The sequence below is a fragment of the Bacteroidota bacterium genome (genome assembly GCA_016718825.1).
In the GTDB taxonomy this organism is placed as follows: Bacteria; Bacteroidota; Bacteroidia; order J057; family JADKCL01; genus JADKCL01.
On the sequence record JADKCL010000001.1, the window covers coordinates 211,968 to 235,834 of the forward strand.

Sequence of the window (23,867 nt, forward strand, 5' to 3'; positions counted from 1 at the left end):
CTTTTTAGACTTAGCGGTACTGATTGCAGCCAACCGCATTGAGATCTTCAAACGCCAAAGCCATGCGCTTGGCCATCGACTTCTCGCCTTCGCGCAACCATACGCGTGGGTCGTAGAATTTTTTGTTCGGCGCATCGGGACCCTCCGGGTTGCCGAGCTGACCTTGAAGATAGGCCTCCTTGGCCTTGTAGTATTTCAGGACGCCTTCCCAAAATGACCACTGCGTGTCGGTGTCGATGTTCATTTTGATCACACCATAGCCGATCGCCTCCCGGATTTCTGCGCGCGTTGAGCCGGAGCCGCCGTGAAAGACGAAGTTCACAGGGTTGGTGCCTGTGCCAAACTGCTGCTGAATATGGTCTTGGGAATTTTTGAGAATCTTTGGCGTCAGTTGAACGTTGCCGGGTTTGTACACGCCGTGAACGTTACCAAATGCCGCTGCGATCGTGAAGTTGGGGCTGATACTGCTCAATTCGCGGTAGGCGTAGGCCACTTCCTCGGGCTGCGTATAGAGTTTGGCATTGTCGATGTCGGTATTGTCGACACCGTCTTCTTCCCCGCCGGTCACACCCAATTCAATTTCCAGGATCATGTCGAGCTTGTGCATGCGTTCGAGGTAGCGCTTGCAGGTTTCGATATTTTCATGGACAGACTCTTCGCTCAGGTCCAACATGTGGCTTGTAAAAAGGGGACGGCCATTGGCCTTGTAATGCTTCTCGCCAGCGTCGAGCAGGCCGTCGATCCAAGGGAGCAATTTCCGGGCAGCGTGGTCGGTGTGCAAAATGACATCCACCCCGTAGAGGTCGGCGATGTGGTGCACATGCTCGGCTCCGCTGATGCCGCCGATGATGGCAGCCCTCTCATTGGCATTGTTGAGCGATTTGCCGGCATAAAACAATGCGCCGCCGTTGGAATATTGCAAAATCACCGGCGCATTGACGTCGCGGGCGGCTTCCATTGCCGAGTTGACGGAGCCATTGCTGACCACATTCACGGCGGGCAGGGCAAATTGATGGGCTTTGGCAACGGTAAATAGTTGCTGGGCCTCGATGCTATTCAGTACTTGAGCCATTTCTGGAGGTGTTGATTTCTATTGAAAATTCCTTCGAATGAACGAAAGGACAAATGTAGCCAAGAATTGAAAACGGACAATGTGCATTTCGACTTGTTCCGGGGGATGCACGAATTGATTTTGGTCAGTGCCTTGTGGTTGACTCCGGAGGAAACGATATTTGGAAGAACTGCCTCCAATGGCACTTTCAAGATGAAGACTCCCCGACATGCTATTTTTATTGCTGGCGCAGGCGGTATCGGCCGTGCAGCAGGATTGTTGCTGCAGAAACTGGTGAAGCCGTCCGAAGCAGGATTCGAGGCCGAAATCTGGATTGGCGACATTTCTCAGCGCGCAGTGGATGAAGCCTTGCGGTTTATCGCCGCCGGTTCGCCTGCCAAACGCTTGCACGGGGTTTTGATGCCCAAGGAGGGCGCTGACGACGGATTCATCCAAGCCCTGAAATCCTGCAAAGTGCTGCTGGATTGTCTTCCCGGCTCCCAAGCGCCGCGTATGGCAAGACTCGCCCGAGAATACGGCCTTCATTATGCCAACCTCACAGAATATGTGCATGAAACAGACGAAATCCGAAAAATTGCCGAAGGGGCCGAAACGGGATTCATCCTGCAAACAGGACTGGCGCCAGGGTTTATCGGCGTATTGGCCATGCACCTGATCCACGAATTCAGGGAAAAATTTGGCGGTGCCAAAGAGCTCGAATATGTTTCCATGAAGGTGGGAGCTTTAACGGGGAGTGCAAATCCGCCGCATTTTTATGGATTTACCTGGAGCACGATCGGTGTTGCGACCGAGTATGTCAAGGACGCGATCGTGATTCGGGACTTCAAGACGACCAACTTGCCCAGCCTCAGTGAATACGAGCAGTTGATCATCGACGGGGTGCACTACGAGGCGGATTTAACGTCAGGCGGTGCGGCTGATCTGCCCGAGGCCTTGGCCGGAATCGCAAAAAAGCTGGACTATAAAACCATTCGATGGCCGGGTCACTACGAATGGGTGCAGCAGCAATTGACGTTGGTACCGCCGGGCGAGGACCAAGCCAAGGCTTTGGAGGCGAGGATGCTGGAACAGATTCCGGTCTGCGAAGACGATGTCGTCGTCATTCAAGCTTACGTGACTGCCCGCGACGGTCACGGGCAATTGCGCCTTCATGGAAAAAACTACCGCATCGGCCCCAAAATGATCGGCAATCAAGTCTTGCGCGCAATCCAAACGACCACAGCGGCACCTCTCGTGGAATGCGCCCGCATGTTGCTCACCGACAAATACAAAGGCATTGTTTTACAAAGCCAACTTGATACGACTGCCTTCCTCAACGGTCCCTTTGTGAAGGCGATCTACGGGGGAGGAAATGAGAAATGAGAAATGAGAAATGAAAAATTGCGGGGAATTCGCATCAGCAAATGAGAAACGAAGTTCAGCGAAGCTAAATGAAGAATCGCAGATCGGCGCAGCCAATTGCGGAGCAATCAGCGACGCTGATTAGAGATTGGAACAGCGAAGACCTTTGAAAAGCACAATTCTGAACGGGCCCTACAGCAAATGAGAAGTTACGTGGGCTGAGACGTCAATGACTTTCACCAGCCTGAGAAATGAAAGCACAGGGTCGATAATACCTTACCGAATCATTTCTCATTTCTCATTGCTAATTTCTCATTCAATTCAGGCATTTGAACGACTTCACCTTCAGATAGGTAATCGTTCCAGGGCTGCAAACGTCCTGATTACTCGGGGCGATGGTGTGTGAAACCATTTTGCCGGTCACTTGGAGGCGGTTGCATTCCATTTTTTCATTGGCGCGTTGATAGTCTTCCAATTCGCCTTTTTCAAAACAGACTTTGATTTCCTTGCCAGCGGATGTTGTCAAAACGCCACCATCAAAGCAATGGCAACTCAACGTCTGCATGACACCGCGGTAACTGCGGAATTCGCCCTTGAAGGTCACGGATTTTGTGGCAGCGGCAGCAGGTGCAGCAGGCGCAGTTACGGATTTCGTGTTTTGGCTCCATGCCATCAAGCAGGTGACCATCAGAAGGAAAGAAAGGAGGGAAGCTTTTTTCATTGCAATCGCAGTTTTGGGGTGAAATCTTGAAGATGCAAAAATGGTACCAATTCGGCAAAAGACAATCTAGCACCCCTTCGAATTCCAGCGCAGCCTTTGCCGCGTGCGCCATTCGAAAGAAAATTCAGTATTTTTCATTCGGCTCAGGCAACCCCGACGCTGCTGCTTGCATTAAGACAGATGTAGCCCAGTGAAAACACAAAAAGATTTTGAAAGACGATGAATTGATCAAGCGCTGCCGAAAAGGTGACCGACAGGCCCAGAAGGCCTTGTACGAGCACTTTCAGGCGCAAATGTTCCGCTTGTGCTACCGCTACGTGCGGGAGCAGCAGGAGGCCGAAGACATCCTTTGCAAGGGATTTCACAAGGTCTTTCTGGCCATCAACACATTCGAAGACCGCGGGGAAAACAGTCTGCAGAAATGGATTACCCGCATCATGGTCAACGAAGCTTTGATGTTCTTGCGCAAACACAAACTCGAACTCGTCAGCGACGATGCTGCACAGTCCATCCCGGCCGGGACCCGTACCGATAGCGCAATCGAAGCGGAGGATTTGTACAACTTGGTCAGGGCATTGCCGCTCGGCTACCGCACCGTTTTCAATCTTTTTGCCATCGAAGGCTACAGCCATCTGGAGATCGCCGCACAATTGGGCATCACCGAAGGCACCAGTAAATCTCAGCTGAGCAAGGCACGCGCCATGCTGCAGGAAATGATTCACTCCAACGAAAAACACAATGCAAAAGAATATAGACCAGCAGTTTCAGGAAGCCCTCGGAAAGCTTGAGGGTGATCCACAGGGTGTTGTACGCAACCCGGAGGCCAATTGGACCACAATCGAAGGAATGCTTGACGGCGAAAAGCGCAAGCGCAGAGGGGCTTGGATTTGGATGGCCACCGCCGCGAGCGTTGCCCTCATGATCACCTTGGGCTACTTTTTGATGCCGGAGCGTGCGCCACAGCAGGGTACGTCCCTATCATCAAATAGAATCCCGGAAGACAGCGGCAATTCGGCCGAGGCCACAGTCGTTGAAAAATCCAATGCGGATTCTACGATTCAATTCGCTCAAAATGAACAACAATCCAGAACCGAGGCAGACCAAAGGATGCCCAACAATCAGCTTGCCTTTGGGAAAAGCGCCCAAGACAAGCGGAAAGTGGTGCGTGGCGGCGATTGGAAAACCACGAATAGCCTTTTGAAAACCCAAAACCAGTCTTTTTCATTGAATCATGGAAACCGCATCGGCTCGGGATCCAATGATGGGGTTACCCAACCATTGGCCCCATTGGTCTCGCAGCTGGATATGTCCACCAACCTAACCTTCTATTCTAGTCCATCATTCACCCAAGTTGCACCGAATTTTGCCCCAGCATTTCATTGGGACTTGGGGAGCTTAGTCGTCGTCAATGGGACTGCTACAGCCCCCATGACGGGCACCTATACCGTCACAACGACAGATGCAGCGTCCGTGGATGCAACTGGCAGCCGTTTTGTGGGTGCTAAATCCGAGAAAATTGGGCCCCGTGACGGGAAAATGGGTCGCTTGGCGTTGGCTGACTCAATTTCTGTGGTCTATCAGGATGAGTATGACTCCGAATCCTATGCCGAAACCGTTGAAAACCCCTATTTCAACACCGTGCAGGAGCCATTGAGCACATTCAGCATCGATGTGGATCGCGCATCTTACACCAACCACCGCCGCTTTGTCGAGTCCGGTGAATTACCTCCAAAATTTTCGGTCCGTGCCGAGGAGTTCATCAATTACTTCGATTACACTTACGCCCAACCGCATGGCCGTGACCCGTTCTCCATTCTTCCCGAAGTCACCACTTGCCCTTGGAATCCCAAGAACAAGTTGGTAAGGATCGCGCTCAAAGGCCGTGAAGTCGCCGCGGAAAATGTCCCTCCCTCCAACATTGTCTTTTTGCTGGATGTATCCGGATCGATGGCAGATGCTGACAAGCTCCCTTTGCTCAAGCAGGCGATGGGCATGCTCACGGAGAAGCTTCGCGAACAAGACAAAGTCTCGATCGTCGTCTATGCCGGTGCCGCGGGATTGGTTTTGCCTCCGACAAGCGGTAGCAACAAACAATCCATCATGGGAGCACTCGATCGCTTGGAAGCGGGCGGATCAACGGCTGGGGGTGAAGGGATCGAACTTGCTTATGCTACCGCCAAACAGAATTTCATCAAGGGCGGCAACAACCGCGTGATCCTCGCCACCGATGGTGACTTCAACGTAGGCACATCCGATGAGACAGGCTTGGAAAAATTGATCGTTGAAAAGCGCGAAGAAGGCGTGTTCCTATCCGTGCTGGGCTTTGGTGAAGGCAATCTCCAAGACAGCAAAATGGAACTCCTTGCCGACAAGGGCAATGGCAATTACAACTACATCGACAGTGACCGCGAGGCCCACAAAGTTCTCGTCCGCGAATTTGGCGGCACCCTCTACACGATCGCCAAGGATGTCAAAATCCAAGTCGAATTCAATCCGGCGAAGGTGCAGTCTTATCGTTTGGTCGGCTATGAAAACCGCAAACTCCGCAACGAAGACTTCGCCAATGACAAGATCGACGCCGGCGAATTGGGCGCAGGCCATACCGTTACCGCGCTTTACGAAGTGGTTCCCGCCGAGTCAGGCTGGTCTTCACAAAGTCAGGATTTGAAGTACCAAACCAAGGTCCTCAGCAGTGCTGCTGCTGGCAAGGAATTGCTCACGGTGAAACTGCGCTACAAGGATCCGGATGGTTCCGTAAGCAAGCTGCTCACCGAAACCTTGATCGATGACGGCCGGAACATTGCACAAACGACCAATGACTTCCGCTGGGCGGTGGCAGTTGCAGAGTATGCGCTGATCCTGCGAGAGTCTGAATACAAAGGAATGGCCAGTTTTGAGCAGGTGCTTTCGCTCGCAAAAAGCGCGATGGCCCAAGACAAAGAAGGCATCCGCAAGGAATTTGTCGAATTGGTGACGCGCGCCGCTCAAATTACGCAGGTGGCAAAAGGGAATTGAAACTTTTCTGATTGATTAAACGCGATCTGCCTTGGGTTTCCTTGGCAGATTTCGTTTGTCAGGCCGTTTCTAAAGCACTTTTGATCCGGGTGAAATTGTCTTTCCACCAGGCGAGGATTTCAAGGTCTGCTTCAGCCCATTGGAGAGAATCCATTTCGTGGGGAGCGCACCACCTTGCTTGCGCATGCTCCCGGAGCTGCAATTCCCCGTCAGCGACGGTGCATACAAACGGAATCAATTCCAGCAGTTGACCTTCTTTGTAGGGATGCAAGGCAGATGGTCCGCGCTCTAAGATTCGGATGTCGAGGTTAAGTTCCTCTTTGATTTCTCGCTGAATGCATGCTTCTGCTGATTCATCTGCTTCGATTTTTCCTCCTGGGAACTCCCATTGAAGGGGCAACGACATCGAGGCCCCCCGCTGTGCACAAAGCACAGTGCTGCCGTTGATGATGATGGCACAGGTTACTTTCAGGACCATGGGATAAATCTATTAAGGAATTTGGGGAAGGATGGTGTTGCGCAATAAAAAATGGCCGATCCTGTTTTGGAATCGGCCATTTTTGAAATTGTAGACTACCGGGAAGATTAGTCCTGTTTTACCACACGCAAGACTTCTTGTCCAGCGTTGGTAGACAGTTTGACGACATAAATGCCGTTTACCAAGTTGCTGAAGTCCAATTGTGTCGTTGCAGCATTGGCTTCGGTCTTTGTAAGGAGGCGCTTGCCAGCCAAATCAAAGACTTCCACTTGAACGACATCCAATGTGGTGCCAAAAGCAACTTCGATACGTCCCGTCGTCGGGTTTGGATACACTACAAACTGCCCGGAAAGGCCTTCTGCAATTCCAACTACGACCGAGCAGGACGAAGTATCCGAGCAATTGCCAACCGTGACAATCACCGCGTAATTACCGTCGATGGCAGGAGCGAAGCTCTGATTGGTTGCACCAGAAATTACTGTCACACCGCTATCGCAGTTCAGCCACTGGTAGGTCGCATTGGATGCCGCGGCTGTGATCGTGCCACCGCTGATGGAGGTTGTGACATCAATAGGAGCCGCAACTGTGAGGATGGTAGTAACCACTGAGTCACATCCGCCGCCATTTGCCAGAGTGTCAACATAAGTGCCCGCGACGCTGTAGGTACTTGTGCCCACGGAGACGGAGCTGCCATCGCAGATGTTCAGGGACTGCGAGCTCGAGTCATCGGCAAGAACGGTCACTACAAATGAGCAGTAGGCTGCATTTCCGCTGGAATCTTCTGCCTCATAGACGACAGTCGTCGATCCAACCGGAAAAACAGCACCGCTGACCAATCCGCTATCCAAGGTTGTAATGACGCCTGGGCATTCGTCCAAGGAAACGGGAGCTGCGTACGTCACAACCGCACCGCAAGTCCCTGCGTCGTTGCTTGCCAAGATGGAGCCTGTGCATGAAATCGTAGGTGCAGTAGTGTCCTGTACGGTAACAGTAAAGGAGCAAGAGTCGGATGCGCCTGCACTGTCCGTTGCCATGTAAACGATCGGGGTGATACCAACAGGGAATGTGGAACCACTTGCAGCTCCTTGAATCATAGAAACATAGGTTGGTGCAACCACGCTATAGGTGATGATCACGCGGCCATTGCCAGTTTGGAATCCTGCGGTATTGACTTGATTGGTACCGATGTTGTACGAGCCTCCACCGCCTCCGCCCGTAAAGGGCTGTGAACCGCTTGTCGCTCCACCGGAGTATCCGCCGCCGCCGCCGCCGTTGCCGCCTGTGAACCAGCCTGCTCCTCCACCGCCATAGCCGCCGGAGTCGTTGTTGTTACCTGTGCCGCCTACACCACCATTGAGGTAGGACTTGCCATTGTTGTTGGCGAGACCTGTGCCAGCGATTCCGTTTGTCAGGAAGCCGCCACCACCGCCACCTGAGCCACTGCTCGCTTCGCCGCCGTTTCCGTTGGTTCCACCTGGTTCCTGGCCGTTTCCACTTGCATTTCCGGTAGTCGTAATTGACGCATCGCTTCCGTTGCCAAGAACTCTACACTGACCGATATCGTTGGTCGCTCCGCCGCCGCCGCCGGCGGCGACCAACAGTACGTTTCCAGTGCGAACAACAAAGGTTCCACCTCCACCACCGGCGTCAGAGCCGTTGGTAAGACCCGCTTGCCCGACCATGATGGAGAGCACTTCGCCTGGCGTCACTGCAAAATCGCCTTGCATTCTAGCTCCCAAGCCACCCGTAGCGGGGCAGGAGACGGTTACAGATCCGCCTTGTGCACCTGATGCGTCAATGTTGATCGAGGTCACTCCGGTTGGTACTGTAAATGTTTGCAAAGCTGGAGCAGTGTAGTTGAATGTAACCGTGCCAGCAATTGTACAGCTGTTGGTAGCTGTGGGTGATGCATAAGATGCAATCGCGCCGCAGGTGCCAGAATCTGCAACAGTTACGATGTTGGGGGGGCAAGTTACGCCCACCACACATTGGGCAAATGCATTGCCTGAAATCAGCAATAAGCAAAGTGCAATGAAAAGTTTGGGTTGATTTACAATCATAAAAATAGAATTAAGTGAATATTCCGATCAAAACGTCAATTGCCAAGTCCACGGAGTCTCGGCAAAAGCTAGAATCAAAGTGTTGATGGTTGAGCCTGCAAGGTCGAAGTTTTTTCAATAAACGCCGAACAATTGTTTAAAAAGTGCTGGACTTTTAAGAACAGGCAGGGGTTCGTCCAGAAAATTCAGATAAGGGGTGACTTGTTGCCAAAGCCCCCCAAACTAGCTAATGATCACCTAGAAAGTGTCTCCCAGTATCTTGAAAGGGTCTAAAAAGTAGCGCGTTGGAATATCGAAAACGTAGTTTTGTCGCGCTCACCTTTGAACATCAATGTGGACAGCATTGAATAAGAGACAAGCGTTCAATCAGCTGATATTCAAATAAAGGCGGCAAATAAGCCGCCTTTATTTGAGCTCTGTGAGGGCCGCAGAACATCTTTGCGTTCTTAAGCAATCTCCTCGTTTTCCACTGCGCCTTCCTGATGCACATAGTTGCAACCTGGGTAGGGACAAGACAAGCTCGTTCCCCGAGGAGGGTGCGGATGATGGGCGGCATTGTCAATGGTAGCCAACCCTTTATGCCAAAACATGCACTGCCATTGGTAGGCGTCAGCAGGATCTGAACATTGCATGAACTTGAAATAGTGGTAATGTGGGCTCCGAACGAGGTCATTCAGGCTGTCATAGAGTCGGGCATCCGATCGGCCGATGAATGCAGGTGCTCCCATGTTGGTGCGGTAGAGGATGTAAATCCCCGCAGTAAAGGGCACTTTGGCCGATGCAAGCCTCGCCAGAGGAATCTTCACGGGACTTAATTGATGAGCTTTCATAAAATACTGTGTGTTGGTAGAAAACAATCCTAGAATTTACTGATTCACAAAATGATACGTCCCAATCCAAGATTAATGCGGAAACGGGACGATTTTGCAGAGGTCAATCCCTTGACAAAATTCAATTTAAGAAAATATCCAATTCCCGCATGAATTTTTTTTGGATGTGGGGATTGTATTTCAGCTCTTTATGGCTCCTTTGCGCCAGAATCTTGATAAATTTTTCTGTAGAGGTACCCTGCTGGTAAGTGAAATCGCCAAGACTCCAAAAACGGGAGTCAATGCTGGATCGCGCTGGCGCGGAGTTCGCTTTTCGATTGCTGAATCACGGGCTCATTTGCAAGTTCGACCTTGCCGCTCAGCAGTACCAAAGGTGTGATTTTTGAGACTCCCAATGGCGTCAGGATTCTGCTGACCTCCTTGATCGTTGAACCCGTTTCGCAGAAATCATCCAGCAGGAGTACCGACTTCCCTAGAAGGCTATCGCGCCCTTGATAACTGAATGCTCCCTTGACATTTTCACTACGCAAAATCGATGAGGAGAAGCTAGCCTGCGGAGCCGTGGCCCTCGTTTTCACAATTCCATGGATCACATGCAGGCCGAGAAGCCCTCCCAACTTTTGTGCGAGATGTCGCAACGCATTGTCTGACCCTGAAGTCGGTACATACAGGATTCCATCAAACTTTCCATTGCCTAGCTTTGAGTGGAAAGCCTTCAAGATAAGCGCAATCAAGAATTCAGGGTACTCCTCGCTCTGCGAGATTCTGGTAGTCTGAATCGCTTGAATAACCCTTTTATTGGTCGAATTTGCCGCAGCAAGGCCATCAGTCAATGCCGTTTTTGCTGCCTTAAGGCTCAGCGTTGGAAACGCCGAATCCTTGAACGCCTCCAAACAGTTTGTGGATGCAGGGTGGTCATCGACCTGAAACACCCGCTTGCGGCAATTGTCGCAGTTTCCGCAATTGCCCGTCATTTGGTCGCCCAAAAAGTCGCAGAGGAATTTCATGCGGCAGTCTCGGGTCTGCACATAAGCTTGCATTTGCTCAAGATCGGCCCATTTTGCATTCCGCAATTCCTCATGGTGCTCATGGTCAAACGATGGGGCATTACGTTTTAAGGCGTATTTGCGGCCCGCGTTGTCTTGGAACTCTTCGACAATGCCTTGCTCGATCAAATCTGTTTTGATCAAAGTGGCTTGCGTCGTGTTCACGTTGGCTCCCCTTACCAGTCCATGCAAACCAAGAGGCCCGGTCTTGAGGGATTCGATCACCCGTTCATACTTGTCCTTTGAAGGTTTGCAGTTTTCGATGAAGGAAATTGGCAGCCGCATATCCTCGGAGGGATTGAAAAACAGCACGACAATTCCGGGTTGACCATCCCTGCCCGCTCGTCCGATCTCTTGGTAATAGTGGATCGGAGATTGCGGAATCTGTGTATGGATCACAAATCGAATGTCAGGCTTGTCGATTCCCATGCCGAGGGCATTGGTAGACACGACACATTTATAGGAATTGGCCAGTAATCCAGCCTCAATGCGACGGCGATCTTCTGGCTCAAGTCCGCCGTGATAGGCAATTGCATTCATGCCCATGTAGCGCAGCCAATTGGCGTACGTTTCCGTTGCGGAGTGCGTTCCGGCGTAGATGATGCCGGTTCCTTGGATTTTGTGGAGATGCTCAGCTAACCAGACCATTTTCTGGTCCTCGTTCTCGACCTCGATGACGAATTGCCGCAAGTTGGGCCGCATCAGGTTTCCACGCAGGGAGGTGATCTTCTCGCGGATTTGGCTGATGATGTCTGCCTCCACCATCGGCGTTGCGGTGGCCGTCACGGCAAGCACCGGAAAGTGCTCGGGCAGCATGTTGACCAAATCAACAATGCGACGGTAAGATGGCCGGAAATCGTGGCCCCAAGTCGAAATACAATGCGCTTCGTCGATGACCACCATGGCCATCTTGAGTTGCCTAGCTTCGTAGAGCCAATTCCCGATTTCGAGTCGTTCCGGGGCGATATAGAGGATTTTGAGGTTGCCGGCTCGCGCCGCCTCCATGATCCTGCGGTTTTCGTCGGGCGACTGACTCGAATTGAGACATTCCGCCGCAATGCCGCGCGCCTTGAGTTTGCCCACTTGATCACGCATCAACGCGATCAACGGCGAAAATACGATGGTAAGTCCAGCCATTTGTGTTGCTGGAAACTGGTAACAGAGTGATTTGCCAAAGCCTGTCTTCTCGATCAAGAGCACCCGCTCCCCCCTCAAAACCCGCTCGATCACTTCCCACTGCCGCTCATGAAACCGCTCCAAGCCAAATACAGCCCGAAGACGCTTCTCCGCTTCTTCTCTGATCATTGCTTTCTCCTTCCTTTGCTAAAAAGAACGGTTGATTCTCATGGCAAAGATAGGAAAAAGTTAGTAAATGCAAACAAATACAGAAAAGAATTAGCAAAATGTTTCAAAAGCAAGCACTGTTGCGCTGAGCCTGACGCTACATTCGCTCCGCAATCGCCAAAATGTGGCCGTCCCAATCCGCAAAATACGCCACCGAATGCCCCCAATTTCTCGGAGCCAATTCGCTTACAACGACAGCTCCGGCTTCCGTGGCGCGTTGGCAATAGGTTGAAGCATTCTCCACCAACAAATACAATTCGCATCGTGGAATGCCCTGACCATCAAAAGGATGTGGCGTCGTCGGCGTGATGATTTTTGCAATTCCATTCGCAGGCATCAAACCCAACTTGCATCCTGGCCCAAGGTCAAATTCGGTCATGCCAGGCACGTCCAGACTTGGATTTTGGTCCAAGATGGCGGCGTAGAAATCACGGCTAAGCTGCTGATCCTGAACGAAGAGGATGAATTCGGCTTCCATACACATTGCCATCTTAAACCCAAAACGAAAAGTCGTAATAGGCCATGTGGCGATCAATGTTCTTGATAAAAGCTTCCAGCGTCATCGAGTAAGTTACCCTCGTGGCGAGTTCCTTAAAAAAGGCGATGGTTTTCTCCTTGCCGATACATTTGGCCATTGTGACAGCCACGTCTTTGAGGTCCCATTCGGTGAGGCGGGATTTGCTTTTGAGTGCCTCCTCGAGCTGTGTTTGCAACAACGAGGCGTAATTATCCGGGTCCTTTTTGATCAGCATTTGCCCCAAGAGCAGGATCCGCGGCAATTTGTACCGTTTGAGATACTCCATCATGCCCGCCCAATCCTCGTCAATGCCGAAGAGATAGGTAAAGACGGCAGGATCAGGGCTCTGTTTGACCGCAATCGGGTCGGCTAAGCGCGTCCTTTCCATTTCCCAGCGCTCCTTCCCGGCAAGTTGCGCGATGTTTCGCAGGGAAACTTTGGATGTGGCGACGTTGTTGCGGTAAGCCTCCAAGGCCAACCTAATCCGGGCTTCATTGTCTCCTTTGGCCTCATAAATGCCGTCCAGCAGTTCCGCCCAGAGGATTTTGTCTTGTGGGTAGATATTGAATCGTGCCTGTCCTTTTTGCGCAGCTTTGATGGCCGCATCAAAGTCCCCTTTCGCAAGGGCTGCCTCGTAATCCGAATGAATGAAATAGGCTGTATCTTGGTGCTTTTGCCGAAAGGCCTTGGCTGCCTCTTCGCCCTTCACCCTTCTGATCATGGCCCAATGGTGCTCGATATGGGCTTCATTGTAGTTGCGTAGGACCGTCGAAAGCATTTTTTCGATCCCTTCGAATTCTGCTCCAGCCTGACAAATTTTGGAAGCCAGCAAAATGTGGGGAAAGATCGTGTGATAATGCTTTTCCCAACTCGCATGCGCGGCTTTGAAAATTTCAGCGCGAACGGGCTCAGGCAGCGGATATTCGGCCAATTTCAGCATGAGTTGCTTGGCCTTGTTGGCAATCAAAATGAGAGGGTCTTCTACGAAGTTGGTGACCCGCAGCAGTTCCTTGGCTTCCGCATACAGGTTTTCTGCAGTTGCGAAAGCCAGAAGGTACTCCTGATTTTCTGCAAATCGTTCGCCCTCCTTGAGCCATTCGTTGGCGCGCTCCGTGAGTTGCGCATCATTGAGTTTCTTGGTTTTGCCCTTGACAGTAATGGCCGCCTTGACCATTTCCTGAATCCGTTTTTTGATGTCGGCAGGCGAAGTCGCGGGCATCAGATCCCCAAAATGGGCCTTGAGCCGGATGGCAAAATCCTTGTGTTGCTGACATTCGACCAAAACAAAGGCCTTCAATTCGTCATGCGGTACGATGGCGAGAATGTCGGCCGGCGTCTTGGGTGGCTTGGCTTTCTTGGGTGCGGGCGCTTTTTTTGCTTTCGGCCCATCTTCTTCGAGTTTGGGGCGACCACGGCCTTTCGCGGGCGCCTTCTCTTTGGGCGGTTTGCCGGTGCGCGTGGTGATCCCCTCTGGAAAATCTCCGGATTGCAAAGCAAAGATTAATGCGGCGCCATGGCGGCAGATGCTGTCTGGAGCCTCGCCACAGGTGCATTGGGCATCCAGTGCGATATCATTTTGGATCGTCAGCTGCGGATGCCAGACGGCGCCACCGTCATGCACGACAGCTTCCACTGCACCCTTGCCCAAATTGCGAATGGATTCGACCTGCCCGCGTTCAAAAATGCTCAGGCCCCGTTCGAGTGGCTCTGGCTTGACGTGCAGTTCAAATTCGGAGAGTGGGATTTTCATAGGGTAAATTTCTGCGTTTGCCTTGTCTTTTTCGCGTGCATTTTTCCACAAGAAAACCATTGTAGGTCCTTGATTCCCAAAAGAAATCCGCCCGGGATTTGAATTTTCCCAGGCGGATTCCTTGAAGAGAAAGCCGGTTACTGATGCAGCAACTTGAGCGTTTCGGTAGAAGTTCCTTGCTTCACAGTCAAGAAGTAGACTCCTTGCGGGAGGTCCACGGTGACTTGGAGTTTGGTGCTGACGACATTCGAATCCATCCAGAGTATCCGCCCCTGCATGTCGATGATTGTCAATGCCTTGGGCTCAATCGATGCTGTATTGAACTCGACCGTGAATCCCTTTTGGAAAGGGTTTGGATACGCAACAAATCCATTCTCCAATGGGTTGCCGATACCAATTCCGAGGTCAACCGTGAAGGTCTGCGTACTTGTGCAGCCATTGTTGTCCGTGATCGTAACCGAATAGGTGCCGGCAGCCAATCCAGAGATGTCTTCCGTGGTCGCGCCATTGCTCCATAAAAATGTGTACCCCGGCGTGCCGCCCGCAACGGTCAAATCGATCGCGCCATTGTTGGATCCCGTGTCGTCCGTCACACTTCCCGTGGCCGAAATGGCGGTTGGATTGGTCAGGATGATGGTGTCTGCACCAGCACAGCCATTTGCATCGGAGACGAGCACGATAAACACCGAGGCATTCAATCCAGTGCGGTCCTCGATTGTATCCCCATTGTTCCAAGCATACGAGTAGCCCGGAGTGCCGCCACTCACGACGAGGTCGATAGAGCCCGTACTGTCGCCAAGGCAACCTGGATTCGTGTTGATACTTGTCACCAAAAGTGGGCTTGGCTCAGCCATAAAAATGGTGTCGCTATTTGTACAACCGGTGCTATCGGTGACGAGCACGGTATAGCTGCCGGTAGGTATCAGTCCTGTATTGGCCAGACTGTCGCCAGTAGACCAGAGGTAGCTGTATCCACCTGCCCCTCCAGATGCAAATGCGATGGCGGTTCCATTGCTATCGCCATGGCAGCTCGGCAAGCTGAGACTATCGGTAATGAGGATGGCACTGGGCTCATTGGTGATGATCGTATCCGTGGCCGTACAGCCGTTTACATCCGTAACGGTAACAAAGTAAGTTCCGGCACTGAGGTTGGAAATGGATTGTGTCGTGTCTCCAGTGGACCATACATAAGCATAACCTGCCGTGCCTCCTGAAGCGTTGGAAATTGCTGTGCCGTCACCACTGTTGTTGCAGCTAAGGTCCGTGGCAGAGGGTGCCGGGTCAATGGAGGTGGGTTCGGTCACGGTAATACTTGTGGAGGTAGTGCAAGGGGTTTGGTCCGTGACGGTAACCGAATAAGTGCCGGCCGTCAAAGCAGAAATGTCTTGGGTCGTAGCGCCATTGCTCCAAAGATAGCTATAGGCCGGATTGCCACCGGTCACCGACAGGTCGATTGCACCGTCGTTACCACCGTTGCAAAGCGGTTGGGTGACCACAGAGGTGTTGACTGGCCCGGAACCGCCGCCGATCGTGATATTGTCCCAAACACCGGTGGATGTGCCAAAATTGTAGAGATGAATGCGGCTGACATCATTCTGCGTAGCGCTGCGGAATGGAAAATTGGCTTGGACCAAATTGTTGTTGATGTAGATGTCAAAGGTGTGCGCGCCCCAGTTGATGTTACGCATTTCGATATGGTACCACACGCCGGCAGGGCATGTAAAAGTTGCGGTGCTACTTGCAACAAACCGGATATTGGTACCTCCCTGCCAATAGGCAAAAGCGATACAGTTGGTGGCACTGACGGCTGAATTGCCGAGGACCATATAATTGGATGCGGCTGTACCAGTTGGGAAAATGTCCCAACTGATCGTTGTCGGGGTGGCAGCGGGAATCGTCGTATTGAATCCCGTCAAATGCGTATTTGTCCCACCAATACCTTCCAAACGATACAATCCTGAATAGGGATTGGTGGTGGTGACAGCACCCGAAGTCAAGCCTGTCCCAATGGTCCATGTCGGGGTATAAGATCCAGATTCAAACCCGTCATAAAATGCAGCACCGCATTGGGCAAAAGCCACATTGGCGAGCATAGCAAAGCAGCAAACCGTGAGTAGTAGTTTTCTCATAGAAGTCTAATGAATTTTTTCAACGAATTGATTACCTGACTGCAAGGTAAGCAAAAAGGAGATTTTTTGAAAGTAAGGGACGCCCTACTTTCAAACCCATAAATCACAAGTTCTTCATCCGTATGCAATCAGCCTGAAAAGCAGTGATCCATCACATATTCCGCCGATACTGCCCGCCCACCTCGTACAAGGCATGCGTCATTTGCCCCAACGAGCACACCTTCCCGGCCTCCATCAAGGCCTCAAACAGGTTCGCATTCTTGATCGCGGCCAATTGCAGCTTGCGCAGCGCCTCCTTCGAGGCTATAGCATTCCGCGTTTGCAAGCTTTGGATGTCCTTGATCTGCGCCACCTTTTCCTCCTCGGTCGAACGGATGACCTCCTTCGGGATGATCGTCGGCGAACCTTCGCTGCTCAGGAAGGTGTTGACACCGATGATCGGGAGCTCGCCGGTATGCTTTTGCATTTCGTAGTGGAGCGACTCCTCTTGAATCTTGCTGCGTTGGTACATCGTCTCCATCGCACCCAAGACGCCGCCGCGGTCGGTAATGCGCTTGAATTCGGTCATCACGGCCTCTTCGACCAAGTCGGTCAATTCCTCGATGATGAAGCTGCCCTGCAATGGATTTTCATTTTTCGCCTCGCCCAACTCCTTGTTAATAATAAGTTGAATGGCCATGGCGCGACGCACACTGTCTTCGGTCGGGGTCGTGATCGCCTCGTCATAGGCATTGGTATGCAGCGAATTGCAATTGTCGTAGATCGCGTACAGCGCCTGCAAAGTCGTGCGGATGTCGTTGAAGGCAATTTCCTGCGCATGCAACGAACGGCCGCTCGTCTGAATATGGTACTTGAGCATTTGGCTGCGCTCATTGCCGCCATATTTGTTCTTGATCGCCTTCGCCCAGATGCGCCTTGCCACACGACCGATCACCGCATACTCAGGGTCCATGCCGTTGCTGAAAAAGAAGCTCAGGTTAGGCGCGAAGTCGTCGATGTTCATGCCCCGGCTCAGGTAATATTCTACGAATGTGAATCCGTTGGCAATCGTGAAGGCCAACTGCGAAATCGGATTCGCCCCGGCCTCGGCAATGTGGTAACCCGAGATCGACACCGAATAAAAGTTCCTGACAGCGTGATCGATGAAGTATTGCTGAATGTCGCCCATCATCCGCAGGGCAAATTCGGTGGAGAAGATGCAAGTGTTTTGGGCTTGGTCTTCCTTGAGAATGTCGGCTTGGACCGTACCGCGCGTGGTGCTCATGGCATTGGCGCGAATCTTGGCATAGACATCCGCCGGCAAAACTTGATCTCCCGTGACACCGAGCAGCATTAGGCCGAGACCGTCGTTGCCTTCAGGGAGTTCTGCACGGTAAGTCGGTACGGGAACACCTTTTTCCGCGTAAATGGCAGCGATTTTGGCTTTGACTTCTGCCTCCAAGCCATTCTCCCGAATGTACTTTTCACATTGCTGATCGACGGCGGTATTCATGTAGAATGCCAGCAACATCGGCGCCGGACCGTTGATCGTCATCGAGACCGAGGTCGAAGGCTTGCAGAGGTCAAATCCTGAATACAGCCGCTTCGCATCGTCCAAACAGGCAATGCTCACACCGGAATTGCCAATCTTGCCGTAGATGTCGGGGCGGTAATCAGGGTCTTCGCCATACAAGGTCACCGAGTCGAATGCCGTACTCAGACGCGCCGCGGGCAGGCCTGTGCTCACATAATGGAAGCGCTTGTTGGTGCGTTCAGGTCCGCCTTCGCCCGCAAACATGCGCGTGGGGTCCTCGCCCGTGCGCTTGAACGGGTACACGCCAGCTGTGTAGGGAAATTCGCCGGGCACGTTTTCGCGGTAGCTCCAGCGCAGGATTTCGCCGTAGTCCTTGAAGCGCGGCAGGGCGATTTTCGGGATTTTTGTCTGCGAAAGCGAGGTCGTGAAGTTGGCGACCTTGATTTCCTTGCCACGGACTTCGTAGCTGAAAAATTCGCCTTTGTATTGCTGATTTTTTTGTCCCAGCTGTTCAGGATGTCTTGGCTCTCGGCAGCGAGGCGACGGCGAACGTCCTCCCGCAAGCCAGCCAGCGTCTCAGCGCCTGCGGCATGGCTGGCATCCAAGGTTTTCAAGTGGCCGATGGTGCCTTCGAGGTTGTAGAGTGTGGTCGCGAGTTGCGCCTGCTCCTTCACCCATTTTTCGTAACGGTCGTTTTCCTCGGAGATTTCGGCGAGGTAACGTATGCGGTCCGGCGGGATGATGTAGATCTTCTCGCTCATTTCGTCGGTCGCTGCGAAATGCGATTCCAGGGGCGTATTGGTCTTCTCCTGCAGCACCCGCATGATCTGCACGTAAAGCTGATTGGTGCCCGGATCGTTGAATTGCGAGGCGATCGTCCCGAAAACGGGCATCTCGTCCGGGTTGCTGTGCCAGAGATTGCGGGTGCGTTGGTACTGTTTTTTGACGTCGCGCAGGGCATCGAGGGCACCGCGTTTGTCGAATTTGTTGATCGCAATCAGGTCGGCATAGTCGATCATGTCGATCTTTTCGAGCTGTGTCGCGGCGCCAAACTCAGGCGTCATCACGTACAGGCTCACGTCGGCCACCTCGGTGATCTCAGAATCGCTTTGCCCGATGCCTGCTGTCTCAACAATGATCAGGTCAAAGCCGGCAGCGCGGAAAACCTTCACAGATTCATCCACCGCAGCGCTCATCGAGATATTGGCTTGGCGGGTCGCCATGGAACGCATGTAAACGCGGCTGTTGAAGATGGCATTCATGCGAATGCGGTCCCCCAACAAGGCGCCACCCGTCTTACGTTTGCTCGGATCGACCGACAACACGGCGATGGTCTTGTCGCTGAAATCCATCAAAAAGCGACGTACCAATTCATCTGTCAGCGAAGATTTCCCTGCGCCACCCGTGCCCGTGATGCCAAGGATCGGAATGACCTTGTCCTTGGGTTGGCGCGCCTCGACCTCTTGCATGAAGGACTTGCCCAACTGCGGATCGTTTTCGACGATGGTGATCACGCGACCGATGAGACCATGGTCCTTGGCGGTCATCTTGCCGATCATGCTCGGATGGATCGAATTCAAATTGGCAAAGTCGCATTGGCGGATCACATCGTTGATCATGCCTTGCAGACCCATTTCGCGGCCATCGTCCGGCGAGTAGATGCGGCTGATGCCGTAGGCATGCAATTCGGCGATTTCGTCGGGCAAAATCGTGCCGCCGCCGCCACCGAAGAGCTTGATATGCCCCGCGCCGCGCTCCTTGAGCAGGTCGTGCATGTATTTGAAATATTCGACGTGGCCGCCTTGGTAGGATGTGATGGCGATGCCCTGCACATCTTCCTGAATGGCGCAATCGACGATTTCCTGCACCGAGCGGTTGTGTCCGAGGTGGATGACCTCGGCGCCGGTCGCCTGCATGATGCGCCGCATGATGTTGATGGCCGCGTCGTGGCCGTCAAACAAGGAGGCCGCCGTCACGAGACGGATTTTGTGAACGGGGGTGTATGGGGTGGGGGGAGTCATTGCGCTTTTTGAATTTTGGAACGAAGATAATGGACGGCAGCCATACAGTATTCACGGTGTTCGCCTCGGCTTGATTCCAGCCAGAAGGCGATCTCATTTTGGATTTGTTGGTTCGATAAGAAGCCAGTCCTCTTAAGCTTGGTGAGCCGGGCTTTTGCGGATAAAATCACTTTTTTTCTGTTTTCCCGGAGCAAATCGGAATTCAAATGAAGAACGTCATTGATCTCGATCTGAATCATTGGATCATTTGAGTATGCTCGACCATTTTTTTCGAACTTGACTAGGATTTCACATTCTTTCTTTCTTGGGTCGATTCTCAGCCAGATATTTCCTCGTAGTCCACTACAATTTCTGTCGCCTGTGTTGCAGCTGACGAGCATATTCAAGAAATTTAGATCATTCCGTCGGTGCTCATCAGGTTTCAGCGGGGAACTAGCATGATAATTTTGAGGGATGTAGTGCTCAACACTCATCTGTTTTTCTGTGATTCGTTGCATACAATAACAACAAATGTATCCTTGCTCCTTTGAAAGAGCATACTTCAGGGGAGGTTTCAAAAAATCCTGACCAGAAGCACTTTTGTCGCCATAGCCGCTATATGAAGCATTTGGCGTATTGTTCCGATAATCCCTCAAAGACTGCGGCTCATTCTTAATGTTTTTGATGACATGTTTCACCTGGAAACCTCCTTGGCTCTGGCCAAATCATCATATAAGTCTTCAAGAAACATGCGGGCGTGTACTATCTCGGTATCCATCGTCCCCCAAAGGCTTTCGAGTTCCTCAAATGCCACTTCTGCTTCTTTCACTGACTGTGTTTCGAGCAGGGTATAGAAATGTTGCAACTTGTCAGCGAACTCCTTCGGCCTTTTTTCAATGCCGAAAATTTCAGTCAAAATGGTGTTGCTGTCCCTTCCTTTCGTGTGTTTGGTCAATGGAGAAACTTTAAAATCCTTAATCAATTGCACATTTTCAGGTTTCAAAGAGCTGATCACCTGCGGCGAATGCGTCGTGCAGATAAACTGGATATTCGGAAACGCCTGGGTCAGGATGGGCAAAATTTGGCGCTGCCAATCGGGGTGCAGGTGCAACTCGACCTCGTCGATCAGAACCACTCCATTGGACTTGTAGGCGTCGAGACCCATGTGGGGATTCAGCGTAGCGCATTGGAAAGCGATGCCTGTGCTGATGAGGAGGAGACTTTTTTGACCATCGCTGAGTTCATCGATCGTAAGTCTACGCCCGTCGTTGAAAATCACTGCCAGGCTTTGCTTTTCGTAGTCGTAGTAGAATATTTTACAGTCCACGATTACCTTGGCGGCAAGACTGCGAATCAAATCAAGGCGACCACTGTCGTGCGTGAAGCCAAATTCTTTTGCCTGAGAAGCTACCAATTGCATTCTCTCAAGCTCTTCCTCAAACAATAGAGTATTTGAGTCTCGATTCAATGCGTTGAAGTATCCACTAAAAATAGAACTTCTATTTGGAATGTTAACCTCTCCTTCCCCACCCCAGAGTCTTTGAGTTGAAAAGTAAAACAATATAGGAAATTCAACATTCAAGCCATTATAATGGTGTCTTGCCATTGCATTTACATCCATCAATAAGCCGTTGCCAATATCAGACATCAAGGCATTTCTATCGGAAAGGAACTCGGATCTTGGAGGAAGCTGAGCTACTCCAAATTTCCTTTCCCAACTGTGTCGGGATTCTCCAAAAGCCATCCCAATGCAATGTATAATTGGCCTGTGTTTGATAGCGACACTATTGAGAAATTCCTGTCGTTGGTCGGATTCTTGAATATAGTATTGTTGAACTCCTTCTTTTTCCAATCCTTGAAAAAAGAAAGCCAACCCCAACCCAATCCCCTCCAATAATGCGGTCTTCCCGCTCGCATTCACCCCCACGAAAACATTCAGTTGCGGGTGCAGCTCGATCTTCTCCTTTTCAAAGCAGCGGAAGTTTTCGAGTTCGATGGATGTGAGACGCATGAATTCCTGTTTAATCAACTTTGAAGCACAAATATAAACATTCCCCCGCAAGCCTTGTCACCTCACCGCCGCCAAATCCCCACTCAGTCGCGCATCGCCCGGCGCCATTCGCAGGCCCATCTCGAGGTACTTCTTGGCGCGGGCCGCATCCTTTTTCTCTGTCCAGAAGTAGCCAAAGCCTACACGATGGAAAAAATCGGTGAGCTCCGTGATGTGCTGCCCGCGTTTGCTGAGGTAGTCGAGGTATTGATCGACGAAGTCCACGGGAGCGGTGCGGAGGGTGTTTTCGAAGTAGGGGAGCAGCTTGTTGATGTCGCCGTCGATTTGGTAGCGGCCTGCGGCGATGCCGTCTCGACAAGTATGGGCGTCGGTGTAGCCTGGGTAGATTTCCAGGGCTTTGTTGACGTATGGCCAAGCCTCGTCGTAGAGCGCCTGCTTTTTGGCGACGTCCTTCTCCACGATGGACTTCTCATACAGCGAATAGGCATAGTATTGGTTGCTGCGGGCACTGTTGAAGCTCACTTTGATGCTTGCAGCCTCCAAGCTTGCGGCGTCTTTCCAGTCGGGTACCCGCGTAAAGGTGCGTACGGCGAATCCAAGCCCCATCAATCCGAGCAGCCCGAGGCCGATCGCTTTGCCTGCACTCGGAAGCCATTCGGGGAATTTTTGGACGAGGACATAGCCGATCAGCAGGCAGAATCCCAACCGACGGCATATAAATAAAGCGCTCGTTCATGAAGGTGCCCACCGAAAACACGAGGTTGCTCACCATGCTCAGCGTGATGAAAAAGTAGAGGATGGAAAATGCCGTCAGCTTCGATTTTTTCCAAAGCCAGACCGACAAGCCGATCAGCCCGAGCACCAAGGCCAAGGAGATCAAGGCCCGGTAATCGCCCCAACCGACAAGTGGCACATGATAAGGATAGTAGTCGTGCGTGAGCGGATGCGGGACGAACAGCAATTTCAAGTACCATCCGATGGTATAGGTGATGGTCGCGTATTTTTCGCCGGTGGTCGCATCGACAAAGGGGTTGTTCATGAGACCCGTGATTTCCTTGCCGCTGTCGAGCAGGTAGCCGATGACCGAGGTACGGATAAAAATGAAAACCAAGGCTGCACCCAATAAGGGCAGCGTCGCCAAGGCCGCCTTCTGTTTCGGCACCTTTACAAACAGCACCACCGCCAGCGGAATCACTGCGAGGAAGGTCAATGCATTCTCCTTGGCCAGCAAGGCAAGCAAAAACAAAACTGGAGATGCGATGAGGTACAGCATTTGATTAGAAGTCAAATACCGAAGGGTCGCATACAAGGTCGCCAAGGAAAGCAGCAAAGCCAGGATTTCGTCGCGGCCCTTGATGTTGGCGACGACCTCGGTATGGATCGGATGAAGCACAAACAGCAGTGCACCCCAAAACGAAAGGCTGAAATACCAAGGCGAATCGGCCTTTGGCGGCGCAAGCACCACGAAAATCCTGAAAATAAGCAAGGCGGTCAGCGCATAGAGTAAAATGTTGATGGTGTGGGAAATGCTGGGATTGCCTTCGAATGTCTTTCCATCCTTGGCCTTTTTCCCGAAGAACTGCATTTCCAGCGCAAAAGTGGCGATGGACAAAGGCCGGTAACGTGCGCCGGCCACCAAGTCTTGCTGTTCGCCGAGGAATCCCGTGAACGATTCCTTGCCAAAAATGTCTTTCATCCCCTTCGTGCCTTTTTTCACGAATGCATTTTCGGAAAGGACGATCTTGTCGTCTAGCACGTAGCCAAAACTTGTGGACTGAAAATACAAGGCGAATGGTAAAAGCAGCAAAATCAGCCCGGGAATCCAGTTCTTTCGCCAGAATCCACCTCCAAACAAGGAATTTGCCAGCGGAAGCGCTTTTGATTTTGGCGCGGATGCCTGAACTGTGGATTTTCCGGAGGAACCGGAAGACTTCTTGGTCGAACTCATGCCCTCAAATTCGCAGGTGAATGGCAATTTTCAAAATCGATCGATCAATAGTCCGGAATAGCTACCGCATGAAAAGAACTTTGGAAGGCGGA

General features: G+C 51.8%; 16 protein-coding genes and 1 pseudogene. 3 read left to right on the forward strand and 14 right to left on the reverse strand.

Annotated features, from left to right (window positions below; genetic code table 11):
- Positions 1-10: 10 nt before the first annotated feature.
- Positions 11-1,072, reverse strand: coding sequence for a class II fructose-bisphosphate aldolase (gene fbaA, locus IPN95_00870; GenBank protein ID MBK9447973.1), 1,062 nt, complete (start codon positions 1,070-1,072; stop codon positions 11-13).
- A gap of 192 nt (positions 1,073-1,264) precedes the next feature.
- Between fbaA and IPN95_00875 the strand changes: the two genes are divergently transcribed.
- Positions 1,265-2,434, forward strand: a complete 1,170-nt coding sequence (locus IPN95_00875; GenBank protein MBK9447974.1) for a saccharopine dehydrogenase — start codon at positions 1,265-1,267, stop codon at positions 2,432-2,434.
- Between the two features lie 295 nt (positions 2,435-2,729).
- Here IPN95_00875 and IPN95_00880 read toward each other — a convergent pair whose 3' ends face one another.
- Positions 2,730-3,134, reverse strand: a complete 405-nt coding sequence (locus tag IPN95_00880; GenBank protein MBK9447975.1) for a hypothetical protein — start codon at positions 3,132-3,134, stop codon at positions 2,730-2,732.
- A 209-nt stretch (positions 3,135-3,343) separates the two neighbouring features.
- Between IPN95_00880 and IPN95_00885 the strand changes: the two genes are divergently transcribed.
- Together IPN95_00885 and IPN95_00890 are read left to right on the forward strand one after the other, a co-directional pair.
- A complete protein-coding gene (locus IPN95_00885; protein MBK9447976.1) occupies positions 3,344-3,922 on the forward strand; it encodes a sigma-70 family RNA polymerase sigma factor in 579 nt (192 codons plus the stop codon).
- A gap of 517 nt (positions 3,923-4,439) precedes the next feature.
- Positions 4,440-6,149, forward strand: a complete 1,710-nt coding sequence (locus IPN95_00890; protein ID MBK9447977.1) for a VWA domain-containing protein — start codon at positions 4,440-4,442, stop codon at positions 6,147-6,149.
- Between the two features lie 58 nt (positions 6,150-6,207).
- Here IPN95_00890 and IPN95_00895 read toward each other — a convergent pair whose 3' ends face one another.
- The 12 genes and pseudogenes from IPN95_00895 to IPN95_00950 all read right to left on the reverse strand — a co-directional run bounded on the left by IPN95_00895 (position 6,208) and on the right by IPN95_00950 (position 23,775).
- Positions 6,208-6,627 (reverse strand): (deoxy)nucleoside triphosphate pyrophosphohydrolase, encoded by a 420-nt coding sequence (locus IPN95_00895; GenBank protein ID MBK9447978.1) that lies wholly within the window; start codon positions 6,625-6,627, stop codon positions 6,208-6,210.
- Positions 6,628-6,734: 107 nt separating this feature from the next.
- A complete protein-coding gene (locus IPN95_00900) occupies positions 6,735-8,687 on the reverse strand; it encodes an HYR domain-containing protein (GenBank protein MBK9447979.1) in 1,953 nt (650 codons plus the stop codon).
- Positions 8,688-9,133: 446 nt separating this feature from the next.
- Positions 9,134-9,493: a hypothetical protein gene (locus IPN95_00905; protein MBK9447980.1), complete on the reverse strand. Its 360-nt coding sequence runs from the start codon at positions 9,491-9,493 to the stop codon at positions 9,134-9,136.
- A 302-nt stretch (positions 9,494-9,795) separates the two neighbouring features.
- Positions 9,796-11,868, reverse strand: coding sequence for a RecQ family ATP-dependent DNA helicase (locus tag IPN95_00910; protein MBK9447981.1), 2,073 nt, complete (start codon positions 11,866-11,868; stop codon positions 9,796-9,798).
- A gap of 136 nt (positions 11,869-12,004) precedes the next feature.
- Positions 12,005-12,385 carry a lactoylglutathione lyase gene (locus IPN95_00915; GenBank protein ID MBK9447982.1) on the reverse strand — a complete coding sequence of 127 codons (381 nt, stop codon included), beginning with the start codon at positions 12,383-12,385 and terminating at the stop codon, positions 12,005-12,007.
- Positions 12,386-12,398: 13 nt separating this feature from the next.
- A complete protein-coding gene (locus IPN95_00920; protein MBK9447983.1) occupies positions 12,399-14,174 on the reverse strand; it encodes a hypothetical protein in 1,776 nt (591 codons plus the stop codon).
- Between the two features lie 137 nt (positions 14,175-14,311).
- Positions 14,312-16,303, reverse strand: coding sequence for a T9SS type A sorting domain-containing protein (locus IPN95_00925; GenBank protein ID MBK9447984.1), 1,992 nt, complete (start codon positions 16,301-16,303; stop codon positions 14,312-14,314).
- 151 nt (positions 16,304-16,454) lie between these two features.
- Positions 16,455-19,837: pseudogene (locus tag IPN95_00930) on the reverse strand (methylmalonyl-CoA mutase family protein).
- A complete protein-coding gene (locus IPN95_00935) occupies positions 19,834-20,514 on the reverse strand; it encodes a hypothetical protein (protein MBK9447985.1) in 681 nt (226 codons plus the stop codon). Before IPN95_00935 ends, IPN95_00930 begins: the two are co-directional and overlap by 4 nt.
- Positions 20,511-21,827 carry an AAA family ATPase gene (locus tag IPN95_00940; GenBank protein MBK9447986.1) on the reverse strand — a complete coding sequence of 439 codons (1,317 nt, stop codon included), beginning with the start codon at positions 21,825-21,827 and terminating at the stop codon, positions 20,511-20,513. The genes IPN95_00935 and IPN95_00940 overlap by 4 nt, the downstream gene beginning before the upstream one ends.
- Positions 21,828-21,884: 57 nt before the next feature.
- A complete protein-coding gene (locus IPN95_00945) occupies positions 21,885-22,349 on the reverse strand; it encodes a hypothetical protein (protein MBK9447987.1) in 465 nt (154 codons plus the stop codon).
- Complete coding sequence (locus IPN95_00950) at positions 22,297-23,775, reverse strand: DUF1736 domain-containing protein (GenBank protein MBK9447988.1); 1,479 nt, start codon at positions 23,773-23,775, stop codon at positions 22,297-22,299. The genes IPN95_00945 and IPN95_00950 overlap by 53 nt, the downstream gene beginning before the upstream one ends.
- Positions 23,776-23,867 lie beyond the last annotated feature (92 nt).

Excerpts from the sequence above, each read along its gene's own strand:
- IPN95_00895 (MBK9447978.1), bottom strand. The coding sequence starts at position 6,627 with ATGGTCCTGAAAGTAACCTGTGCCATCATCATCAACGGCAGCACTGTG.
- IPN95_00950 (MBK9447988.1), bottom strand. The coding sequence starts at position 23,775 with ATGAGTTCGACCAAGAAGTCTTCCGGTTCCTCCGGAAAATCCACAGTT.
- IPN95_00940 (MBK9447986.1), bottom strand. The coding sequence starts at position 21,827 with ATGCGTCTCACATCCATCGAACTCGAAAACTTCCGCTGCTTTGAAAAG.
- IPN95_00890 (MBK9447977.1), top strand. The coding sequence starts at position 4,440 with ATGTCCACCAACCTAACCTTCTATTCTAGTCCATCATTCACCCAAGTT.
- fbaA (MBK9447973.1), bottom strand. The coding sequence starts at position 1,072 with ATGGCTCAAGTACTGAATAGCATCGAGGCCCAGCAACTATTTACCGTT.
- IPN95_00920 (MBK9447983.1), bottom strand. The coding sequence starts at position 14,174 with ATGAAAATCCCACTCTCCGAATTTGAACTGCACGTCAAGCCAGAGCCA.
- IPN95_00880 (MBK9447975.1), bottom strand. The coding sequence starts at position 3,134 with ATGAAAAAAGCTTCCCTCCTTTCTTTCCTTCTGATGGTCACCTGCTTG.
- IPN95_00915 (MBK9447982.1), bottom strand. The coding sequence starts at position 12,385 with ATGGAAGCCGAATTCATCCTCTTCGTTCAGGATCAGCAGCTTAGCCGT.
- IPN95_00925 (MBK9447984.1), bottom strand. The coding sequence starts at position 16,303 with ATGAGAAAACTACTACTCACGGTTTGCTGCTTTGCTATGCTCGCCAAT.
- IPN95_00910 (MBK9447981.1), bottom strand. The coding sequence starts at position 11,868 with ATGATCAGAGAAGAAGCGGAGAAGCGTCTTCGGGCTGTATTTGGCTTG.
- IPN95_00900 (MBK9447979.1), bottom strand. The coding sequence starts at position 8,687 with ATGATTGTAAATCAACCCAAACTTTTCATTGCACTTTGCTTATTGCTG.
- IPN95_00875 (MBK9447974.1), top strand. The coding sequence starts at position 1,265 with ATGAAGACTCCCCGACATGCTATTTTTATTGCTGGCGCAGGCGGTATC.